This is a genomic window from Streptomyces sp. AHA2, assembly GCF_036857595.1.
Classification (GTDB): Bacteria; Actinomycetota; Actinomycetes; order Streptomycetales; family Streptomycetaceae; genus Streptomyces.
Genome location: NZ_JAUQWJ010000003.1, coordinates 502,651 through 521,027, shown reverse-complemented (window position 1 = coordinate 521,027; position 18,377 = coordinate 502,651). Strand labels below are relative to the sequence as shown.

The following is an 18,377-nucleotide window of genomic DNA, read 5'->3' as shown; positions in this document are numbered from 1 at the left end:
TCGCGCCCGTCGCGGGGCGCGCCGTCCCCGTCGCTCATGCCGGCGCCTCCATGGCCAGCCGGAGCGCCGCGATCCCGCGCGAGCCGTACGCCTTGACCGAGCCCAGCGATATGCCGAGCGTCTCGGCGACCTGCGCCTCGGTCATGTCCGCGAAGTAGCGCAGCACCAGCACCTCGCGCTGGCGGCGCTGCAGGCCCTTCATCGCCTTGATGAGGGAGTCGCGCTCCAGCTGGTCGTAGGCGCCCTCCTCGGCGCTGGCCATGTCCGGCATCGGCTTGGACAGCAGCTTCAGGCCGAGGATGCGGCGGCGCAGCGCCGAACGCGAGAGGTTGACGACGGTCTGGCGCAGGTACGCCAGGGTCTTCTCAGGGTCGCGGACCCGCTTGCGGGCGGAGTGGACACGGATGAACGCCTCCTGGACGACGTCCTCGCAGGAGGCCGTGTCGTCGAGGAGGAGGGCGGCGAGACCCAGCAGCGAGCGGTAGTGCGCGCGGTAGGTCTCGGTGAGGTGATCGACGGTCGTCCCGGCCGCGACCGAGTCCTCGGCGCCGTCACGCTGACTGGGTATGCGGGCCGGCCGCGCTGCGGGCACGGGCGCGATCACCGGCATGCCACCGGGCGTGCCGGGCATGCGGGGTCGGAGAGCCGCCGGACGGGGCGGTCTGAGGACCGTGCCGCGTGCCGCGCTGAAGTCGAGTACCTCTGCCACGCTTGTTGGACACGCTCACCCCGGTGAGGGTTGTACGTGCCGGGCGTCACTTTCGCGCCGACCGCCGCCGCCGACGGTCTACCCGCGTCAGGCAGCACAACCGATGGTGCATCAAATGCCCTCATGCGTCCCGCTCTTCCCCTATGTCCAGATGTGACCGGGCGTCCCCACGTCCGGTTCCAGGCGTCCCCACGCCTGACAAGCGCTCCCACGGCCCGAAGGGCGACCGCAAAGACGCTCCCCGCCCTCCGCGCGGTTGCGGAGAGCGGGGAGACAAATCCTCCGACGCGAAAGCCCCAGGCCACAAGTGGTCCGGATCATCGACCGGATCACATGCGGGGTGCACCGATCCTACAAACCGGCACCGACATCGGCCCGGGAGTTTTCCGTGCCGGCGGGCCCCCGGAGCGGGGCGGTGGCCCTCAGGCGAGCTCCCGGGCCACCAGTTCGGCGATCTGGGCGGTGTTGAGCGCGGAGCCCTTGCGCAGGTTGTCCCCGCACACGAAGAGTTCCAGCGCGGTGGGGTCGTCCAGGGCACGGCGCACCCGCCCGACCCAGGTCGGGTCGGTGCCCACGACGTCGGCGGGGGTCGGGAACTCCCCCGCGGCCGGGTTGTCGAACAGCACGACCCCGGGCGCCGTGGCGAGGATCTCGCGGGCCTTGTCGACGGTGACCTCGCCCTCGAAGCGGGCGTGCACCGTGAGGGAGTGCGCGGTGATCACCGGGACGCGCACACAGGTGACGGCGACCGGCAGCTCGGGCAGCCCGAGGATCTTGCGGGTCTCGCCGCGCACCTTCAGCTCCTCCGAGGACCAGCCGTCCTCGCACGCCGTACCGGTCCACGGCACGACGTTCAGCGCGACGGGCTCCGGGAACGGCCCGGTGCGGTCGCCCAGGGCCCGCCGCACGTCCCCGGGGCTGGTGCCCAGCTCGGTGCCGGCGACCAGGGAGAGCTGGCGGCGCAGGGTCGCCACGCCCTCGCGCCCGGCGCCGCTGACGGCCTGGTACGAGGAGGCGACCAGCTCGCGCAGCCCGAACTCGGCGTGCAGCGCGCCCAGCGCCACGATCATGGAGAGCGTCGTGCAACTGGGGTTGGCGATGATGCCCCGCCGGCGCATGCGCACGGCGTGCGGGTTGACCTCGGGCACGACGAGCGGCACGTCCGGGTCCATCCGGAACGTGCCGGAGTTGTCCACCACCACCGCGCCCTTGGCGACGGCGACGGGCGCCCACCGCTCGGCGACCTCGTCGGGGACGTCGAACAAGGCGACGTCGACCCCGTCGAAGACCTCCTCGGTGAGCGCCACGACCTCGGTCTCCTCGCCGCGCACGGCCAGCTTGCGGCCGGCCGAGCGCGGGGAGGCGACGAGCCGGATCTCACCCCAGACGTCGGCGCGCTGGGACAGGATCTGCAGCATGACCGTGCCGACGGCGCCGGTCGCTCCCACCACGGCGAGGGTGGGCCGGCCGGACCGGCCGGTCCGGGCGGTCCCTCGAAGGCCGGCCATCAGCGGCCGGTGCCTCCGTAGACGACGGCCTCGTCGCTGTCGGAGTCGAGACCGAAGGCCGTGTGCACGGCGCGGACGGCCTCGGGGACGTCGTCGGCGCGGGTGACGACCGAGATGCGGATCTCGGAGGTCGAGATCAGCTCGATGTTCACGCCCGCCTGGGACAGGGCCGTGAAGAAGTCGGCCGTGACGCCCGGGTTGGTCTTCATGCCCGCGCCGACGAGGGAGATCTTGCCGATCTGGTCGTCGTAGCGCAGCGAGTCGAAGCCGATGCCGGCCTTGTTCTTCTCGAGCGCGTCGATGGCCTTGCGGCCCTCGGTCTTGGGCAGCGTGAAGGAGATGTCCGTCAGGCCCGTGGAGGCGGCGGACACGTTCTGCACGACCATGTCGATGTTGATCTCGGCGTCGGCGATCGTGCGGAAGATCGAAGCCGCCTCGCCCGGCTTGTCCGGCACGCCGACGACCGTGACCTTGGCCTCGGAGGTGTCGTGCGCGACACCGGAGATGAGAGCCTGCTCCACCTGCTTGTCCCCTTGATCGATCGGCTCACTGCTGACCCACGTGCCCTGCAGTCCGCTGAAGCTGGACCGGACGTGGATCGGGATGTTGTACCGGCGGGCGTACTCCACGCAGCGGTGGAGGAGCACCTTGGACCCGGACGCCGCCAGTTCGAGCATGTCCTCGAAGGAGATCCAGTCGATCTTCTTCGCCTTCTTCACCACGCGCGGGTCGGCGGTGAACACGCCGTCCACGTCGGTGTAGATCTCGCAGACGTCGGCGTCGAGCGCGGCCGCGAGGGCCACCGCCGTGGTGTCGGAGCCGCCGCGGCCGAGGGTGGTGATGTCCTTGGTGTCCTGGCTGACGCCCTGGAAACCGGCGACGATCGCGATGTTGCCCTCGTCCACCGAGGTCTTGATCCGGCCCGGCGTGACGTCGATGATCCGGGCTTTGTTGTGGACCGAGTCGGTGATGACACCCGCCTGGCTGCCGGTGAACGACTGGGCCTCGTGACCCAGTTTCTTGATCGCCATCGCCAGCAGGGCCATGGAGATCCGCTCTCCGGCGGTCAGCAGCATGTCGAGCTCGCGCCCGGCAGGCATCGGGGAAACCTGCTCGGCGAGATCGATCAGCTCGTCCGTCGTGTCGCCCATCGCGGAAACGACGGCAACCACCTGGTTGCCGCTCTGCTTCGCTTCCACGATCCGCTTGGCGACGCGCTTGATGCCCTCGGCATCGGCTACGGAGGAGCCTCCGTACTTCTGCACGACAAGGCCCACGTGCGCTCCTCGCTCAATCCGTCTCTGTCCGCTCATACGCATTCGTACCGCGGTCGGCTCAGTCTAACGAGCGTCCGAAAATCCCCTCCGCGATATCGCATGGTGAGACCCCGGCGCCCGTCCAGAGGGGCTCATGCCCATCTGGGCACGGGCCACGCGGAAAGTGCCCGGCGTCACAGGCCCGCGCCCCGGCCTGCCCGGGTGCCGTCCCGGGGCGCACGGGAAACCTCCCGATCACGCCGTACGGCCGGGCACCGGGCGCTACCGTGCGGGCATGGAGATACTGCGCTACGTGGCGTTCAGCGGGGATCCCGGGGGCGGGAACCCGGCGGGGGTGGTGCTGGACGCGCGCGGGGCCGACGACGCGGCGATGCTGGCTGCGGCGGCCGAGGTCGGCTACTCGGAGACGGCGTTCGCGACCGCGGCCTGCGACGGCTCCCTGGCCGTGCGCTACTTCAGCCCGCTCGCCGAGGTCCCCTTCTGCGGGCACGCGACGATCGCCACGGCCGTGGCCCACGCCGAGCGGCACGGCCCCGGCCCCCTGGTGCTGCGCACGGCGGCCGGGCTCGTCCCGGTCACCACCGAGCGGGCGGCGGACGGCGGCCTGGTGGCGACGCTGGTGAGCGTGACCCCGCGCACGGCACCGCTCGACCAGGCGGACCTGGACGCGCTGCTGTCGATCCTCGGCTGGTCCGCGGGGGACCTGGACCCGCTGCTCCCGCCCCGGGTCGCCTACGCGGGGGCCTGGCACCCCGTGATCGCCACCGCGAGCCGCGAGCGGCTGGCCCGTCTGGACTACGACATGCCCGCGCTCGCCGGGCTGATGGCCCGCGGGGACTGGACGACGATCGACCTGGTGCACCGGGAGTCGCCCACCGTGTTCCACGCCCGCAACCCGTTCCCGCCCGGCGGTGTCGTCGAGGACCCGGCCACGGGTGCGGCGGCGGCCGCGTTCGGCGGCTACCTGAGGGAACTCGGACTCGTCGCTCCCCCGGCGACCCTGACGATCCGCCAGGGGGAGGACATGGGACGGCCGAGCACCCTCACCGTGTCGGTGCCGGCCGATCCTCGCGAGGGGATCGGCGTGACGGGCACGGCCGTCCGGATCTGACGCGCCCGGCCGCGGCCTGACGGCGCGTCACTTGGTCTGGCGCAGGCCCAGGGGGCGCGCGATCTCCTCCACCATCACGCGGCCCGCCTCGAACTCCAGCGTGTCGTCGCCCATGCCCTGGTCCGTGTCCAGCCCGTCGAGTTCGGCGAGGGGCTGGTTGAGACGGACGTGGGCGAGGACCGACTGCAGGGCGCGCAGGGTGGCCGACGCGGTGGAGCCCCAGTTGGAGAAGTAGGAGAACTGCCACCACCACAGGGCCTCGCTGGTGCGGCCCGCGCGGTAGTGGGACATGCCGTGGCGCAGGTCGGCCATGACGTCGGCCAGGTCGTCGGAGATCCGGGCCGGGACGGGGGCCTTGCGGGGCTCGTAGGGGTCGAAGACCTCGGAGTAGATGTCGATGGGGTCGAGCATCCGCGCCAGGTTCTCGCGCAGTTCGTCGACGTCCGCCTCGGGTCCCGAGTCGGGCTCGTAGCGCTCGTCGGGCACGATGTCCTCGTGCGCGCCGAGCCGGCCCCCGGCGAGCAGGAGCTGCGAGACCTCCAGGAGGAGGAAGGGGACGGCCGATTCCGGCTCGTCGCCCTTGGCCACCTCCGTGACGGCGACCAGGAAGCTCTCGATCTGGTCCGCGATCTGGACCGCGAAGTCGTCCGGGTTCTGGTCGGTCGCGTGCAGCGTGGCGTCAGACATCTAGGAGTCGTCTCCCCTCGAAGGCGCGTCCGAGGGTGACCTCGTCCGCGTATTCCAGGTCCCCACCCACCGGGAGGCCGCTGGCCAGGCGGGTGACCTTCAGGCCCATGGGCTTGATCATGCGGGCGAGGTACGTCGCTGTCGCCTCGCCCTCCAGGTTCGGGTCGGTTGCGAGGATCAGCTCGGTGACCGTCCCGTCGGCGAGACGGGCCAGGAGCTCCCTGATGCGCAGGTCGTCCGGGCCCACCCCGTCGATCGGGCTGATCGCGCCGCCCAGGACGTGGTAGCGGCCCCGGAACTCACGGGTGCGCTCGATCGCCACGACGTCCTTGGGCTCCTCGACCACGCAGATGACGGCCGGGTCGCGGCGGGTGTCGCGGCAGATGTTGCACAGCTCCTCCTGCGCGACGTTGCCGCAGGCCGCGCAGAAGCGGACCTTCGCCTTGACCTCCATCAGCGCCTGCGCGAGCCGCCGCACGTCCGTCGGTTCCGCCTGGAGGATGTGGAAGGCGATCCGCTGGGCGCTCTTGGGACCGACGCCGGGCAGCCGCCCCAGCTCGTCGATCAGGTCCTGGACCACGCCTTCGTACAACGGACTGCCCTTCCTGGGTCTTCGGGGTCGGTACGCACCCACCCGTACGTACCGTAGTTGTCAGCCGCCCTCCCGAGGAAGGCGGTGCGCGGGTCAGAACGGCAGGCCGGGGATCCCGCCGCCGCCGAGGCCCTGCGCGAGGGGACCCAGCTTCTGCTGCTGGAGGGTCTGGGCGTTCTCGTTGGCCGCCTGGACGGCCGCCACGACGAGGTCGGCGAGGGTCTCGGTGTCCTCCGGGTCCACCGCCTTCGGGTCGATCTTCAGGGCGCGCAGCTCGCCGGCGCCGGTGACGGTCGCGGTCACCAGGCCGCCGCCCGCCTGCCCGTCGACCTCCGTCTGCGCCAGTTCCTCCTGCGCCCTCGCCAGGTCCTGCTGCATCTTCTGGGCCTGCTGGAGCAGCTGCTGCATGTTGGGCTGGCCACCACCGGGGATCACGATCAGCTCCTTGCTCGGTACGGGTTTTCCCGCTCGGCACGAGCCTACGTGGTCGGGCCTGCCGCCGCCCCAGCACTCTTTCGAGTGAGTCCCTCTCGCGCCCCATAACCGATCAAGGAATACTTCCGGGCGGAAAACCGGCGAAAGCTTCATCTTCGCCACCCGTTGGGGGGTAGGAAGGGTCGGGCGCGGCAGGACGCGGCGTCCGTCCGTCGCACAGCGTGATCGGTGAGTGAACCGTACGTGGTCATTCGTGGTCAGTGAGGAGTGCCGGGTGGGTCAGCCGGAGATGCAGCCCGAGGGGCCGCCTCAGGACGGGCGGGGCGAGGGGGCGGCGGCCCGGTTGCGGCCGGGCGACCTGACCGGGCGGGCCTTCCCGCTCGGGGACTGGGGCGAGCCGGCGGCCCGGCTGGACGAGCTGTACCGGTGGGTGGAGCGGGGGGCGTTGCGGACGGCGGCCTGGTACCTGGCGGACCGGATGTGGAAGCGGCGCTGCGCGCGGGTGCTGCGCTGCGGGGCGCTGGCCGGGGCGGTCACCGGCGTCGCGCTGCCCCTGCTGGACCTGACGGGCGTGGCGGGCGGGATCGCGTCCTGGGGATGTCTGGCGCTGCTGCTGGGGGTGGCGTGCGTGGCCGTCGACCGGTACTTCGGGGTGACGTCGGGCTGGATGCGGGACGTGGCCACCGCGCAGGCCGTGCAGCGCCGGCTCCAGGCGCTGCAGTTCGACTGGGCCGCGGAGAGCGTGCGGGAGGTGCTGGGGCCGGCGGAGGGCACGGCCGGTGAGGCCGCCGAGCGGTGCCTGGGGGTGCTGCGGAGGTTCTCCGAGGACGTGACCGAGCTGGTACGGGTGGAGACGGCGGACTGGATGGGCGAGTTCCGCACCGGCTGCGCCACGGCGGCCGGCCTGCAGACGGTGGTGTTCCCGGGGCCGGGCCGCCCCGTGGAGGCGGGGAGCGTGAACGGGCGCTTCGCGGTGCCGCCGGCGGGCGGCGCCCGGCCGAACATGCCCCGCCAGCGCCCGCCCGAGCCGAGGTGACCCCGGGCCGTCCCGGTGGTCGTGCCGCCGGTCAGGACCCGCTGCCGTCCGGTGCGCACAGCGTCAGGCCCTCCGGAGTCCAGCAGGGCACGTGGCCGTGGCTGCGCACGACGTCCTGCCCCTTGCCCCGGGACAGGTACGTCAGGAAGCCGGCAGCGAGCGAGTGGGCCGGGGGACGGCCGTAGGTGTAGGCGTACTCGATCTCGCGGTAGGGGTAGTCGCTCGTGCCGTGCTCGACCGCGTCGGCGGAGGGCGGGTCGCCGTCGAGGCGCAGCGCGTGCAGGCCCTTCGCCCGGGCCGCCAGGTTGAGTTCGCTGTAGCCGACGGCACCGGGCAGGCCGGCGACGGTGGCCAGGACCTGTTCGGTGGAGTCGAGTTCGCAGCGCGGGACGGGGGCCGTCGGGTCGTCCTTGTGGACGCAGTCGACCGAGGAGTTGGCCGTCTCGCCGCGGCCCAGGACCCGGCGCTGCAGGACCTGCCGCGTCCCGGAGCCGGCGTCCCGGCTGACCAGGCGCACGGGCAGGTCGGGGCCGCCGAGCTGCCGCCAGTTGCGGATCTCCCCCCGGTACAGGCGCCGCACGGCGTCGGTGGACAGGTTCACCAGCCCCACCTCGTCGTTGACCACGAGCGCGAACACGGACACCGCGACCCGGGTCTCCCGCAGTGCGGGCAGGCCCGCCGGCTTGGGCCCGTCGGAGAGGGCCACCAGCGGCGGGGGGCCGGTGCCGTCCCGCCGCGCCCGGGCCCCGGCCGCCGCGAGCTCCCGGATCCCGGCCGTCGAGCCGTGGGTGTCCACGTCGATGACGGGATCGCCGCCGCAGTCCCGCTCGTAGGCGCTGGCCGCCTCGCGCAGGACGGGGGCGAAGGCGGTCGAGCCGGTGAGGGTCAGCGTGCCGCTCGCGCAGCCGATGGGCGCCGGGGTGCCGTCCCGCGCGACGACGATCGCCGCGAGGGTGACCACGCTCGCGGTGAGCGCGATGGTGATCAGCCGCGCGGCCCGGCTGAACAGCGGCGGCGTGTCGTCGGGCGTGGCGCTGCGGTTGGGGTGCACCTCGCCGTCGCGCAGGCCGCCGACCAGCCGGATGTCGTCGCCGACGTCGCCGCCGGACAGCAGGACGAGCAGCTTGAAGTGGTCGCCGCGGTTGAGCGGGACGCGGGGGATGCGCAGGGCGTTGCCGTCGTAGGCGAATCCGCGTGCGGCGGTGAAGTGGTCCATCAGGTGGTCGGTGCCCGACGGCTGGGTGACCGAGACGCCGTGCACCGTGCGGCCGGTGAAGACGGCGGTGAGGCCGTGGAGTTCGGGGCCGGTGTAGTCGTCGCGGTCGATGCCCTGTGAGCCGTCGTTCTCGATGCGCAGCAGCACGAGGGTCGCGTCGGCCATGCCCGGGGCCTCGTCGAACAGGCCGAGGCGGCGGTTGGCCCGGCCCGAACGCACGTCGTCGCCGATGGCGTTGTCCATCTGGACGCGGTACCCGACGCGTTTGCGCCGCGGCACCCGGCGCTCGTACCAGACCATGACGCCCGAGGCGACGATGCCGAGGAGGGCGGTCGCCACCGCCACGAGGTTCTCCGCGCTGAACCACTCCACCGTGGATGCCCCCGTGCCGCCCGTGCCCGCGTCCGTCGCCGCCCGATCGCCCGATCGCCCGATCGGCCGGGAGGTCACCGTACGGCCGCACGGGCGCGTACCCGGCTCACGTCGGCCGGAATTCGCCGGACGTTCAACCTCCGCACCTGCGGCGGGACTTCGGCTACCGCTTCGTGTACGTCAGGCGTTCCCCGCTGCTCGTGTTGAGACGCTCCAGCGTGCCGTTCGGCAGGAGGGTCACCTCGGTGGCGGCGCCCGGGGTGCAGGCGCTGCGCGGCTGCCCGACGGTCACCGTGGACGGGCCGATCTTCAGCGGGCCGCCCGCTCCCGGAGCCGTGATCAGCTCGCCCTCGAACACGCAGTGGTACGAGCCGCCGCCCCGGGTGGGCCCGTCGGCGACGAGGGACAGCACCGTGTCGCCCGGCTCGCCCTGCCGGATGGTCAGCGAACGGCTGTGCTGCCCGTCGGCGTTGTCGATGGTCGTGGACCAGGTGCCGAGGTACCCGGCCGGGATGGTGCCGTCCTGCGGGGAGGCGGAGACGTCGGGCTGCGTGGTCGTCGGCCCGGGGCCCGGCGTGGTCGGGGGTGCGCCGGTGCTCCGGGTGGGGCTCGGGTCGCCGCCGGACGTGTCGTTCTCGCCCCCCTGCATCAGGGCGTACACCGACCCGCCCGCGGCGAGCGCGACGACCAGGGCGATCACGACGAGCAGCGCGGTGGACCGGCCGTCCCTGCGCTGCGCCGGCTGCGGCGGCCCGTACGGCGGGGTCCGGCCGTGGGGCGGCGGCCCGTACGGAGGGGTGGAGCCGAGTCCGCCGTGACCGGGATGCACGGGGACGCCGGGCTGGGGGTGCTGCTGGGGGTAGCCGTAGGCGGGGTGGGGCGGCGGGGGCGTGTGCGCCTGCGGACGGGCCGGGGCGCCTGGGGCCGTGCCCTGCCCGGCGACCATGGTCGGCAGGTGATTCACCTGCGGCCCGTCGCCGGGCCGGCCCGGCGGAGGCGGCACGGCGGCCCCGGCGGCGGCTCCGGGAACCGGGGGCAGCGCGGGGGCCGGAGGCAGGCCCGGCCGGGACGCTTCGTCGGCCGCGGCGGCGTGCTCGGGGGACGGGCCGGGGGCTGGGCGACCGTCGGCGTCGGGGTGGCCGTCGGCAGCGGGCTGGCGGCCGGGGCCGTACTGCCCACCGGGGCCGGGCCCCTGCCGCGCGCCGGGGCCGTACTGCCCACCGGGGCCGGGCCCCTGCCGCGCGCCGGGGCCGGACGGTCCGCCCTGACCGACGTGCCCGTCGGCGGCGCCCGGACCCGGATGTCCGCCCGCAGCGGCAGGCGCGATCCGGCCGGGGCGTTCGCCGGTGTCCGTGCCCGCAGTCCCCTGCCCGGGCGGAAGGGCGCCGGCGGCCGCTCCCGCCGCCGTGTCCGCCTCCGGGTTCTCCGCGTCCAGCAACCGCACCGCGTGGCGCCCCAGTTGGGCCACCAGCGCGCTCGGCAGCCAGGGGTCGAGGGCACGGCCGTCCGCGACGGTGTCGTCGGCGCCCGTGCGTTCAAGGATCTGGTCCAGGGTGGGCCGGGCGGCGGGGTCCTTGCGCAGGCAGTCGCGGACCAGGTCGGCGATGCCCTCCGGGACGCCCTCCAGGTCGGGTTCCTCCTGGGCGATGCGGAACATCAGGGCGTGGACGCCGCTGTTGGCGGTGCCGAAGGGCAGGGCGCCGGTCGCGGCGTAGGCGAGGACGGAGCCGAGGCAGAAGACGTCGCACGCCGGGGTGATGCGGTCGCCGCGCACCTGCTCGGGGGCCATGAACCCGGGCGATCCGACGAGCGCGCCGGTGCGCGTGAGCCCGCCGTCGGTCACGGTCTCCAGGGCGCGGGCGATGCCGAAGTCGATGACGCGCGGGCCGTCGATGGTGACCAGCACGTTGGACGGCTTGAGGTCGCGGTGGACGATGCCGGCCGCGTGGATGTCCTCGAGCGCGTGCGCGAGCCCGGCCGCCAGGATGCGGACCGACCGCTCGGGCAGGGCCCCGTGGTCGTGCCCGACGACCTGCTGCAGGCTCGGCCCGGCGACGTACCCGGTGGCGACCCACGGCACCGTGGCCTCGGTGTCCGCGTCCAGCACGGGCGCGGTCCAGTACCCGCCGACCCGCCGCGCGGAGCGCACCTCCTGGCGGAACCGCTCGCGGAACTCCTCCTGCGCGGCCAGTTCCTCGCGCACGAGCTTCACGGCGACCGTCCGGCCCCGCTGGGAGCGGGCCAGGTAGACGTGCCCCATGCCTCCCGCACCCAGCCGCGCCAGCAGCCGGTACGCACCGATGCGCGGCGGATCCCCGGGCCCCAGCTTCTCCATCGCTCAGCCGCCTTCCCCCCACACGTGAGCAACGGATCGAGAATAGTGCGGGCCCGGGCCGGGGTGGCCCGGGCGATCTCTACGGTTCCGTAACAGGCGCGCCCGCCGGTGTGCCGGGTCCGGGCGGCCCCACCCGGTCCAGCACCTCCGACAGCCGTTCCAGCAGGGCCACGGCCCGGGCCAGCTCCGCCTCCCCGAACGCTTCGGCCAGCCGGTCGGCGAAGGCCGCGTGCCCCGGGTCGATCCGGGCGACCGCCGCCCGGCCCTCCTCGGTCGGTGCGAGGAGCTTGGCGCGGCGGTGCGCCGGGTTGGGCCGGTACTCGGCGAGTCCCCGCTCCACCAGCAGATCGGCGACGCGCTGCACGCTCTGCCGGGTGACGCCCATGGCGCGGGCGACGCCGGAGACGGGCAGCGGCTCGCCGAGGACCGCGCCGAGCACCTGCCACCGGGCGGCGGTGAGCCCGGCGGGCCGGGCCAGTTCCTCCGCGACGGCGAGGAACTGGCCGTTCAGCCGGAACACCCCGAGCGCACTGCGGCTGAGCAGCTCCTGGCGCTGACGGCTCACAGTGCCCCGGCCTTCTCCAGCACCCCGTAGGCCGCGGCGTCGGAGTCGTGGAACAGCCGGTACCAGGCGTCCAGCACCTCGCCCTCGTAGACCCCGAGCAGCCGCAGGATCTCCCGGGCGAACGCGACCGGCTCGGTCGGTCCGGCGGTGACCAGGCCGCGGTCGGTGACGGCGTCCGCCTCGACGTAGCGCCCGGCGCCCGCGTAGCCGGTGGCGGCCAGGTAGAAGGAGACGGCGCTGGTGTGGGCGCGGTCGTCGAGCAGGCCCTCGCGGGCGAGTCCGGCGGTGGCCCCGCAGATCGCGGCGACGGGCACGCCCGCGTCCAGGAAGGCCCGGGCCGTGCGCGCGAAGGGGGCCAGGTCGTCGCCCGTGTCCCAGAGGTCCGCGCCCGGCAGGATCAGCAGCGCGCTGTCCTCGGGCCGCACCTCGCGCAGGGCCAGGTCGGGCCGGATGCGCAGTCCGCCGGTGCTGCGGACGGGAGCGGTGGACGGACCGACCGTGCGGATCTCCCGGCCCGCCCGGGCGACCTGGGCCGTGGCGTGGCCGGTCTCCCAGTCGGCGAGGGTGTCGTAGACGGCGAGATGGACGGGCTTGCGGTCTGCGGTGGCGTTCACGGCTCCTCCTCGGACCGGTGGCTATGACAGCATGCTGCCATTACGACAGGAGGCTGTCAATAGTCGCGGGTGCGTCTGGACAACGTGTCGCGGAATGCCGCCGACGGCAGACAGGCCGCCGATGTCACCGCCCGCTCCCCCGCGCCTACGCTCACCCGCATGACCCCTCAGCCGAACCCCGAGGCCGGCGCCGCCGTCAAGGCCGCCGACCGTGACCACGTGTTCCACTCCTGGTCCGCGCAGGAACTCATCGACCCGCTCGCCGTCGCCGGTGCCGAGGGGCCGTACTTCTGGGACTACGACGGCCGCCGCTACCTGGACTTCTCCAGCGGGCTCGTCTACACCAACATCGGCTACCAGCACCCCGAGGTCGTCGCCGCGATCCAGGAGCAGGCGGCGCGGCTGACGACGTTCGCGCCCGCCTTCGCGGTGGAGGCGCGCTCGGAGGCGGCCCGGCTGATCGCCGAGCGGACCCCGGGCGACCTGGACAAGATCTTCTTCACCAACGGCGGCGCCGACGCCGTCGAGCACGCGATCCGGATGGCCCGCCTGCACACGGGCCGCCCCAAGGTGCTCTCCGCGTACCGCTCGTACCACGGCGGCACCCAGCAGGCCGTGAACATCACCGGCGACCCGCGCCGCTGGGCCTCCGACAGCGGCACGGCCGGCGTCGTGCACTTCTGGGCGCCCTACCTCTACCGCTCCCGCTTCTACGCCGAGACCGAGGAGCAGGAGTGCGCGCGGGCGCTGGAGCACCTGGAGGCGACGATCACCTTCGAGGGGCCCTCGACGATCGCCGCGATCATCCTGGAGACCGTCCCCGGCACGGCGGGGATCATGGTCCCGCCGCCCGGCTACCTCGCCGGAGTGCGCGAGCTGTGCGACCAGTACGGCATCGTCTTCGTCCTCGACGAGGTCATGGCGGGCTTCGGGCGGACCGGTGAGTGGTTCGCGGCGGACCTGTTCGGCGTCACGCCCGACCTGCTGACCTTCGCCAAGGGCGTGAACAGCGGGTACGTGCCGCTGGGCGGCGTGGCGATCTCCGGCGCGATCGCGGAGACGTTCGGCCGGCGCCCCTACCCGGGCGGGCTGACGTACTCCGGGCACCCGCTGGCGTGCGCCGCCGCCGTCGCCACGATCGGCGTGATGGCACGGGAGGGCGTGGTGGAGCACGCGGCCCGGCTGGGCCGGACCGTGCTCGGGCCGGAGCTGCGCGCGCTGGCCGAGCGGCATCCGAGCGTGGGCGAGGTGCGCGGCGTCGGCATGTTCTGGGCGCTGGAACTGGTGCGCGACCGCGAGACGCGGGAGCCGCTGGTGGCGTACAACGCCGCCGGTGAGGCGAACGCGCCGATGGCCGCCTTCGCCGCCGCCGCGAAGGGCAACGGTCTGTGGCCGTTCGTGAACATGAACCGGACGCACGTCGTGCCGCCCTGCAACATCGGCGAGGCGGAGCTGAAGGAAGGGCTCGCGGCGCTGGACGCCGCCCTGTCGGTCGCGGACGAATACATCGCGTAAACGGACACGAACCCGTCAGCGGACGACAACCTCGGACGCCGTTCGAACGCGTAAGGTGGCGTGCTCGTAGTCATGGACGAGCACGCCACCCGCACGCGACGAGGAGACGCCCTGACCATGCCCGGCAGCACCGGCAACGGCGCCGTGATGCGCAGCACCCTGCGCCAGCAGATCGCCGAAGCACTCCGCGACGAGGTGCTGGCCGGACGGCTCCAGCCGGGGCAGGAGTTCACGGTCAAGGAGATCGCCGAGCAGTACGGGGTGTCCGCCACACCGGTCCGCGAGGCGCTCGTCGACCTCTCCGCGCAAGGGCTGCTCGACGCCGACCAGCACCGCGGCTTCCGCGTCCACGAGTACTCGGCCGAGGACTTCCGCGGCATGATCGAGGCCCGCGGCCTGGTCGTCGAGGGGATGTTCCTCGCCCTGTCCCAGGGGCGTCCCGACGCCGTGCGGCCCGACGACCCGCGGGCCGCATCCGTCGTCGCCGGGGTCCGCAGGCGCGGCGAGGAGGCGCAGCGGGCCGCCGCCGCCGGTGATCTGACCGTCCTGATCGGGTACGACCTGCGCTTCTGGCGCGAGCTGGGCGCCTGCTTCGGCAACCCCTACCTCGCCGACTTCCTGAACCGGCTGCGCGTGCAGACCTGGGTGTGCGCCGTGCAGCACCTGCGCCGGCTGCCCGATCTGCGCGGCGCGCTGTGGGCCGGGCACACCGAGCTGGTCGACGCGCTGATCGCGGGCGACCACGCAGCCGCCCGCGCGATCCTCGCCGCCTACAACGCGCACTCGCTCGCGCTCATCGAGCGGCTCGCTTCCCGGTGACCGGCGTCGAGGCGGTCCGTATGGGTATGGGACATGCACGGCGGGAGCCGTGACCGTGCCGCGCCGCTACCCTTCTTGACCACCGTGCTACCCCGACGACCGCGCTGAGCGAGGAGCCTTCTTTGGCCTGTGACCTGTGGCTGGTACCGCTCGTCGACGTGTTGTGCCACACGCCGGACAACCCGTTCGCCGAGGAACTCGCGCAATACAACAAGGTGCTCGCCGAGGCCGGGCTGCCGCCGGTGCCGGTGTACCAGTACATGCCGGGCCTGTCCGGCGAGGTCGCCCCGGTCGCGGGCTTCGACTACGACGCGCTGCACTTCCTGCGCCGCGCCTACCTGCTCCAGGTGTGCGGGCTGCCGGTGACGCCCGTGGACGAACTGGGCGGCGACTACGAGCAGTTGCTGGAGATGTTCGAGTCGACGGCCCAGCGGTCGCACCTGGTCTGGCACTACGACCACGCCGGCGCCTACGTCCCGGTCGACTTCCCGAGCCCGCTCGCCGACGACGACCTCCTGGCGGGCGGCGGCCCGCTGGGCTCCTCGCACGCGCTGCTGCGCGAGCTGGAGGTGGTCGCCCCGGTCATCGGCATCGACCCGGCCAACCCGCCGGCGGCCCCCCGGCCGCCGCTGGCGCCCACGGAGCTGGAGGAGCCCGCCGTCCCGGCGCCCTACGACCCGAGCCCCTTCGCCCGGGAGCGGCACGTCTGGCTGGGCCTGCACGCGGCCGCGACCCGCAGCCTCGCGCAGGGCTCGATGATCGTCTTCAGCTGAGCCGCATTCAGCGCCCCAGCTGGGACAGGCCCTTCTGCACGTCCTCCACGTTCATCACGGGCGTGTACGTGATCTCCGCGCCGAGGTTGAGGAAGAAGGGTTCGCTGAGCACCGGCATCTGGGCGCTGTCCTGCATGTCGAAGACCATGAAGGCCGTGCGCCTGCCGTTCTCGGAGGTGAAGTAGGCCGCCTCGGGCCTGATCAGCTCCAGCGACTCCTGGAGGAGCTTGCCCATGGTGCCGTTCCGGATGGCCTCGTTGGCCTTCTCGGTGTCCATGCAGGCCTTGAGCAGTACGCGCATCGCACTCACCTTCTTCTGTGTCGACGCACGCGGGGTGTGGGTTTCAGCCTATGCCCGTTCCGGGCGGGCCACCCGGCGGAGAAGAACGCCGGCCGCCCCCCTGGGCAGGGAGCGGCCGGCGGACGCGGAGCGGAGCGGAGCGGATCAGAGGAACGAGTTGATCTCGATCGTCTCGTCACGGCCCGGGCCCACGCCGATCGCGGAGATCGGCGCTCCGGACATCTCCTCCAGTGCCTTCACGTACGCCTGCGCGTTCTTGGGCAGGTCCGAGAAGGACTTGGCCGTGGAGATGTCCTCGCTCCAGCCCGGCAGCATCTCGTAGACCGGCTTCGCGTGGTGGAAGTCCGTCTGCGAGTACGGCAGCTCCTCGACGCGCCTGCCGTCGATCTCGTAGGCCACGCAGACCGGGATCTGCTCCCAGCCGGTGAGGACGTCGAGCTTGGTGAGGAAGAAGTCCGTCAGGCCGTTCACGCGGGTCGCGTAGCGGGCGATGACCGCGTCGAACCAGCCGCAGCGGCGGTCGCGGCCGGTGGTGACACCGCGCTCGCCGCCGATGCGCCGCAGCGCCTCGCCGTCCTCGTCGAACAGCTCGGTCGGGAAGGGACCGGCGCCGACGCGGGTGGTGTACGCCTTGAGGATGCCGATGACCCGGCTGATCTTCGTCGGGCCCACACCGGCGCCGGTGCAGGCACCGCCGGCGGTCGGGTTCGACGAGGTCACGAAGGGGTAGGTGCCGTGGTCGATGTCGAGCAGGGTGCCCTGCCCGCCCTCGAACAGGACGACCTTGTCCTCGTCCAGCGCCTGGTTGAGGACCAGGACCGTGTCGGCGACGTACGGCGCGAGCTTGTCGGCGTAGCCCAGCAGCTCCTCGACCACCTGCTCCACGGCGATCGCCCGCCGGTTGTAGAGCTTGGTGAGCATCTGGTTCTTGACGTCGAGGGCCGCCTCGACCTTCTGCGTCAGGATCGACTCGTCGTACAGGTCCTGCACCCGGATGCCGACGCGGTTGATCTTGTCGGCGTAGGTCGGGCCGATGCCGCGCCCGGTGGTGCCGATCTTCCGCTTGCCGAGGAAGCGCTCGGTCACCTTGTCCACCGTCACGTTGTACGGCGTGATGATGTGCGCGTTTCCGCTGATGAGGAGCTTGGACGTGTCGACGCCTCGCTCGTTCAGCCCGTTCAGCTCGGAGAACAGGACCGACGGGTCGACGACGACGCCGTTGCCGATGACCGGCGTGCAGCCGGGGGACAGGATTCCGGAAGGGAGGAGGTGGAGGGCGTACTTCTGGTCGCCCACGACCACCGTGTGGCCTGCGTTGTTACCACCCTGGTAACGCACCACATAGTCCACCGAACCACCGAGCAGGTCGGTGGCCTTTCCCTTGCCTTCGTCACCCCACTGAGCACCGAGCAGCACAAGTGCGGGCACGCGCGTACACCCCTTCCGGGCGGGGCATGTCCATGGTCGAGGGCGTACGCGGAGGTGTCCGCCGCGTGCACCGCGACCGCCGTTGGCCGCCAACCGTCGGACCGGATGCCCCGGAATAGACGAAGCCCCTGGCGCAATAGCGCAAGGGGCTCTTGCACAAAGATGCTACCCGAGGAAGCGAGGCATGGCCGAGGTGGCGACTTCCGCGACGTCCGAGCAGCTGCTGGTGGTGGTCGACCCGGTCGCCCGTAGGTCGGACGGCGAGTCCGTCAGGATCGCGAAGGACGTGCTCGGCGCGGGGGCCGGCATGAAGCTGTGCCTGCCGGACGGCCCGGAGGAGTTCGCCCGGGCGCTGGCCCGGCGCGGTGCCCGGCGCCCGGTGGTGGTGGGCGACGACCGGGCCCTGCTGCGGGCGGTGTCGGTGCTGCACCGGCAGCGGGAGCTGGCGGCGTGCGGGCTGTCGCTGGTGCCGGTCGGCCGCGCGCTGTCCCTGGCCCGCTCCCTGGGGGTGCCGACCGGGACGGTGGCGGCGGCCCGGGCGGTGCTCGACGGGGTCGAGCGGCGGATGGACCTGATGGTCGACGACAGCGACGGGGTGGTGCTGGGCGCGCTGCGCATACCGCCGCTGTCCCCCTCGCCCGACGGGGAGGGCGCGCGGGAGCCGGTGCCCGACGCGGAGGACGCCGCGGGGCGGCCCTGGCTGCGGACCTGCCAGTCGCTGGTGCGCACCCTGGTCCCGGCCTCCCGCCCCTCCCGTCCCGTGTCCCCGCCGGAGCCGGGGCCGTCCCGGCTGCGGGTCGAGGTGGACGGGGAGACCCTCGTGGACCTGAACCAGCCGGTGGAGGCGGTGTCGGTGGCCCCGTCCGCCTCGGGTGTCGCCTCGGTGGAGGTCAGGCCGGTGTCGGTGGGCGCGGAGGCCTCACCGCTGCTGGCCGAGGGCCGCACGGTGACGGTGTCCGGGGCGCACTTCCGCTACCGGGCGGACTCCCTGGTCTCGGGCCCGGTGCGCACCCGCACGTGGGTGGTGCGCGAGGGGGCCTGGAGCCTGACGGTCCCGGCGGGGGCGTGAGGCCGGAGGCAGGGC

General features: G+C 73.2%; 18 protein-coding genes. 6 read left to right on the top strand and 12 right to left on the bottom strand.

Annotation, left to right across the window (positions count from 1 at the left end; genetic code table 11):
- Window positions 1-34: 34 nt before the first annotated feature.
- From Q5694_RS09745 to Q5694_RS09735, 3 genes are all read right to left on the bottom strand, one after another.
- A complete protein-coding gene (locus Q5694_RS09745; protein WP_333932132.1) occupies window positions 35-610 on the bottom strand; it encodes a SigE family RNA polymerase sigma factor in 576 nt (191 codons plus the stop codon).
- Between the two features lie 521 nt (window positions 611-1,131).
- Window positions 1,132-2,217, bottom strand: a complete 1,086-nt coding sequence (locus Q5694_RS09740) for an aspartate-semialdehyde dehydrogenase (protein ID WP_333932131.1) — start codon at window positions 2,215-2,217, stop codon at window positions 1,132-1,134.
- Complete coding sequence (locus tag Q5694_RS09735; protein ID WP_333932130.1) at window positions 2,217-3,494, bottom strand: aspartate kinase; 1,278 nt, start codon at window positions 3,492-3,494, stop codon at window positions 2,217-2,219. Before Q5694_RS09735 ends, Q5694_RS09740 begins: the two co-directional genes overlap by 1 nt.
- Window positions 3,495-3,768: 274 nt before the next feature.
- Here Q5694_RS09735 and Q5694_RS09730 point away from each other — a divergent pair, with 274 nt between their 5' ends.
- The gene (locus tag Q5694_RS09730; RefSeq protein WP_333932129.1) at window positions 3,769-4,605 is read left to right on the top strand and encodes a PhzF family phenazine biosynthesis protein; all 837 of its coding nucleotides are present in this window, start codon (window positions 3,769-3,771) and stop codon (window positions 4,603-4,605) included.
- Between the two features lie 27 nt (window positions 4,606-4,632).
- Here the strand turns inward: Q5694_RS09730 and Q5694_RS09725 are convergent, their stop codons facing one another.
- The 3 genes from Q5694_RS09725 to Q5694_RS09715 all read right to left on the bottom strand — a co-directional run bounded on the left by Q5694_RS09725 (window position 4,633) and on the right by Q5694_RS09715 (window position 6,319).
- Window positions 4,633-5,292 carry a DUF5063 domain-containing protein gene (locus Q5694_RS09725; RefSeq protein WP_333932128.1) on the bottom strand — a complete coding sequence of 220 codons (660 nt, stop codon included), beginning with the start codon at window positions 5,290-5,292 and terminating at the stop codon, window positions 4,633-4,635.
- The gene (recR, locus tag Q5694_RS09720) at window positions 5,285-5,884 is read right to left on the bottom strand and encodes a recombination mediator RecR (protein ID WP_333932126.1); all 600 of its coding nucleotides are present in this window, start codon (window positions 5,882-5,884) and stop codon (window positions 5,285-5,287) included. The genes Q5694_RS09725 and recR overlap by 8 nt, the downstream gene beginning before the upstream one ends.
- A gap of 93 nt (window positions 5,885-5,977) precedes the next feature.
- Window positions 5,978-6,319: a YbaB/EbfC family nucleoid-associated protein gene (locus Q5694_RS09715; RefSeq protein WP_333932125.1), complete on the bottom strand. Its 342-nt coding sequence runs from the start codon at window positions 6,317-6,319 to the stop codon at window positions 5,978-5,980.
- Window positions 6,320-6,593: 274 nt separating this feature from the next.
- Between Q5694_RS09715 and Q5694_RS09710 the strand changes: the two genes are divergently transcribed.
- A complete protein-coding gene (locus tag Q5694_RS09710; RefSeq protein WP_333932124.1) occupies window positions 6,594-7,355 on the top strand; it encodes an SLATT domain-containing protein in 762 nt (253 codons plus the stop codon).
- A gap of 31 nt (window positions 7,356-7,386) precedes the next feature.
- On the opposite strand, the gene Q5694_RS09705 is transcribed toward Q5694_RS09710, so the two are convergent.
- The 4 genes from Q5694_RS09705 to Q5694_RS09690 form a co-directional block, all read right to left on the bottom strand.
- The gene (locus Q5694_RS09705) at window positions 7,387-8,943 is read right to left on the bottom strand and encodes a substrate-binding domain-containing protein (RefSeq protein WP_333932123.1); all 1,557 of its coding nucleotides are present in this window, start codon (window positions 8,941-8,943) and stop codon (window positions 7,387-7,389) included.
- 163 nt (window positions 8,944-9,106) lie between these two features.
- The gene (locus tag Q5694_RS09700) at window positions 9,107-11,278 is read right to left on the bottom strand and encodes a serine/threonine-protein kinase (RefSeq protein WP_333932122.1); all 2,172 of its coding nucleotides are present in this window, start codon (window positions 11,276-11,278) and stop codon (window positions 9,107-9,109) included.
- Window positions 11,279-11,357: 79 nt separating this feature from the next.
- Complete coding sequence (locus Q5694_RS09695) at window positions 11,358-11,843, bottom strand: MarR family winged helix-turn-helix transcriptional regulator (RefSeq protein WP_333932121.1); 486 nt, start codon at window positions 11,841-11,843, stop codon at window positions 11,358-11,360.
- Window positions 11,840-12,457 carry a DJ-1/PfpI family protein gene (locus Q5694_RS09690; protein ID WP_333932120.1) on the bottom strand — a complete coding sequence of 206 codons (618 nt, stop codon included), beginning with the start codon at window positions 12,455-12,457 and terminating at the stop codon, window positions 11,840-11,842. The genes Q5694_RS09695 and Q5694_RS09690 overlap by 4 nt, the downstream gene beginning before the upstream one ends.
- Before the next feature lie 159 nt (window positions 12,458-12,616).
- Between Q5694_RS09690 and Q5694_RS09685 the strand changes: the two genes are divergently transcribed.
- The 3 genes from Q5694_RS09685 to Q5694_RS09675 all read left to right on the top strand — a co-directional run bounded on the left by Q5694_RS09685 (window position 12,617) and on the right by Q5694_RS09675 (window position 15,564).
- Window positions 12,617-13,972 (top strand): aspartate aminotransferase family protein, encoded by a 1,356-nt coding sequence (locus tag Q5694_RS09685; protein WP_333932119.1) that lies wholly within the window; start codon window positions 12,617-12,619, stop codon window positions 13,970-13,972.
- Between the two features lie 117 nt (window positions 13,973-14,089).
- Window positions 14,090-14,791, top strand: a complete 702-nt coding sequence (locus tag Q5694_RS09680; RefSeq protein WP_333932322.1) for a GntR family transcriptional regulator — start codon at window positions 14,090-14,092, stop codon at window positions 14,789-14,791.
- 122 nt (window positions 14,792-14,913) lie between these two features.
- Complete coding sequence (locus Q5694_RS09675; RefSeq protein WP_333932118.1) at window positions 14,914-15,564, top strand: hypothetical protein; 651 nt, start codon at window positions 14,914-14,916, stop codon at window positions 15,562-15,564.
- 7 nt (window positions 15,565-15,571) lie between these two features.
- Here the strand turns inward: Q5694_RS09675 and Q5694_RS09670 are convergent, their stop codons facing one another.
- Both Q5694_RS09670 and Q5694_RS09665 read right to left on the bottom strand, forming a co-directional pair.
- Complete coding sequence (locus Q5694_RS09670; RefSeq protein ID WP_333932117.1) at window positions 15,572-15,865, bottom strand: hypothetical protein; 294 nt, start codon at window positions 15,863-15,865, stop codon at window positions 15,572-15,574.
- Window positions 15,866-16,009: 144 nt separating this feature from the next.
- Window positions 16,010-17,293 (bottom strand): adenylosuccinate synthase, encoded by a 1,284-nt coding sequence (locus tag Q5694_RS09665; RefSeq protein WP_333932116.1) that lies wholly within the window; start codon window positions 17,291-17,293, stop codon window positions 16,010-16,012.
- Window positions 17,294-17,477: 184 nt separating this feature from the next.
- On the opposite strand from Q5694_RS09665, the gene Q5694_RS09660 reads away from it, so the two are divergent.
- Window positions 17,478-18,362 carry a diacylglycerol kinase gene (locus tag Q5694_RS09660; RefSeq protein WP_333932115.1) on the top strand — a complete coding sequence of 295 codons (885 nt, stop codon included), beginning with the start codon at window positions 17,478-17,480 and terminating at the stop codon, window positions 18,360-18,362.
- The last annotated feature ends 15 nt before the right edge of the window (window positions 18,363-18,377 follow it).

Coding starts and splice junctions, on each gene's coding strand:
- Q5694_RS09745 (WP_333932132.1), bottom strand. CDS start 610: ATGCCGGTGATCGCGCCCGTGCCCGCAGCGCGGCCGGCCCGCATACCC.
- Q5694_RS09740 (WP_333932131.1), bottom strand. CDS start 2,217: ATGGCCGGCCTTCGAGGGACCGCCCGGACCGGCCGGTCCGGCCGGCCC.
- Q5694_RS09730 (WP_333932129.1), top strand. CDS start 3,769: ATGGAGATACTGCGCTACGTGGCGTTCAGCGGGGATCCCGGGGGCGGG.
- Q5694_RS09725 (WP_333932128.1), bottom strand. CDS start 5,292: ATGTCTGACGCCACGCTGCACGCGACCGACCAGAACCCGGACGACTTC.
- Q5694_RS09700 (WP_333932122.1), bottom strand. CDS start 11,278: ATGGAGAAGCTGGGGCCCGGGGATCCGCCGCGCATCGGTGCGTACCGG.
- Q5694_RS09685 (WP_333932119.1), top strand. CDS start 12,617: ATGACCCCTCAGCCGAACCCCGAGGCCGGCGCCGCCGTCAAGGCCGCC.
- Q5694_RS09680 (WP_333932322.1), top strand. CDS start 14,090: ATGCCCGGCAGCACCGGCAACGGCGCCGTGATGCGCAGCACCCTGCGC.
- Q5694_RS09670 (WP_333932117.1), bottom strand. CDS start 15,865: ATGCGCGTACTGCTCAAGGCCTGCATGGACACCGAGAAGGCCAACGAG.
- Q5694_RS09660 (WP_333932115.1), top strand. CDS start 17,478: ATGGCCGAGGTGGCGACTTCCGCGACGTCCGAGCAGCTGCTGGTGGTG.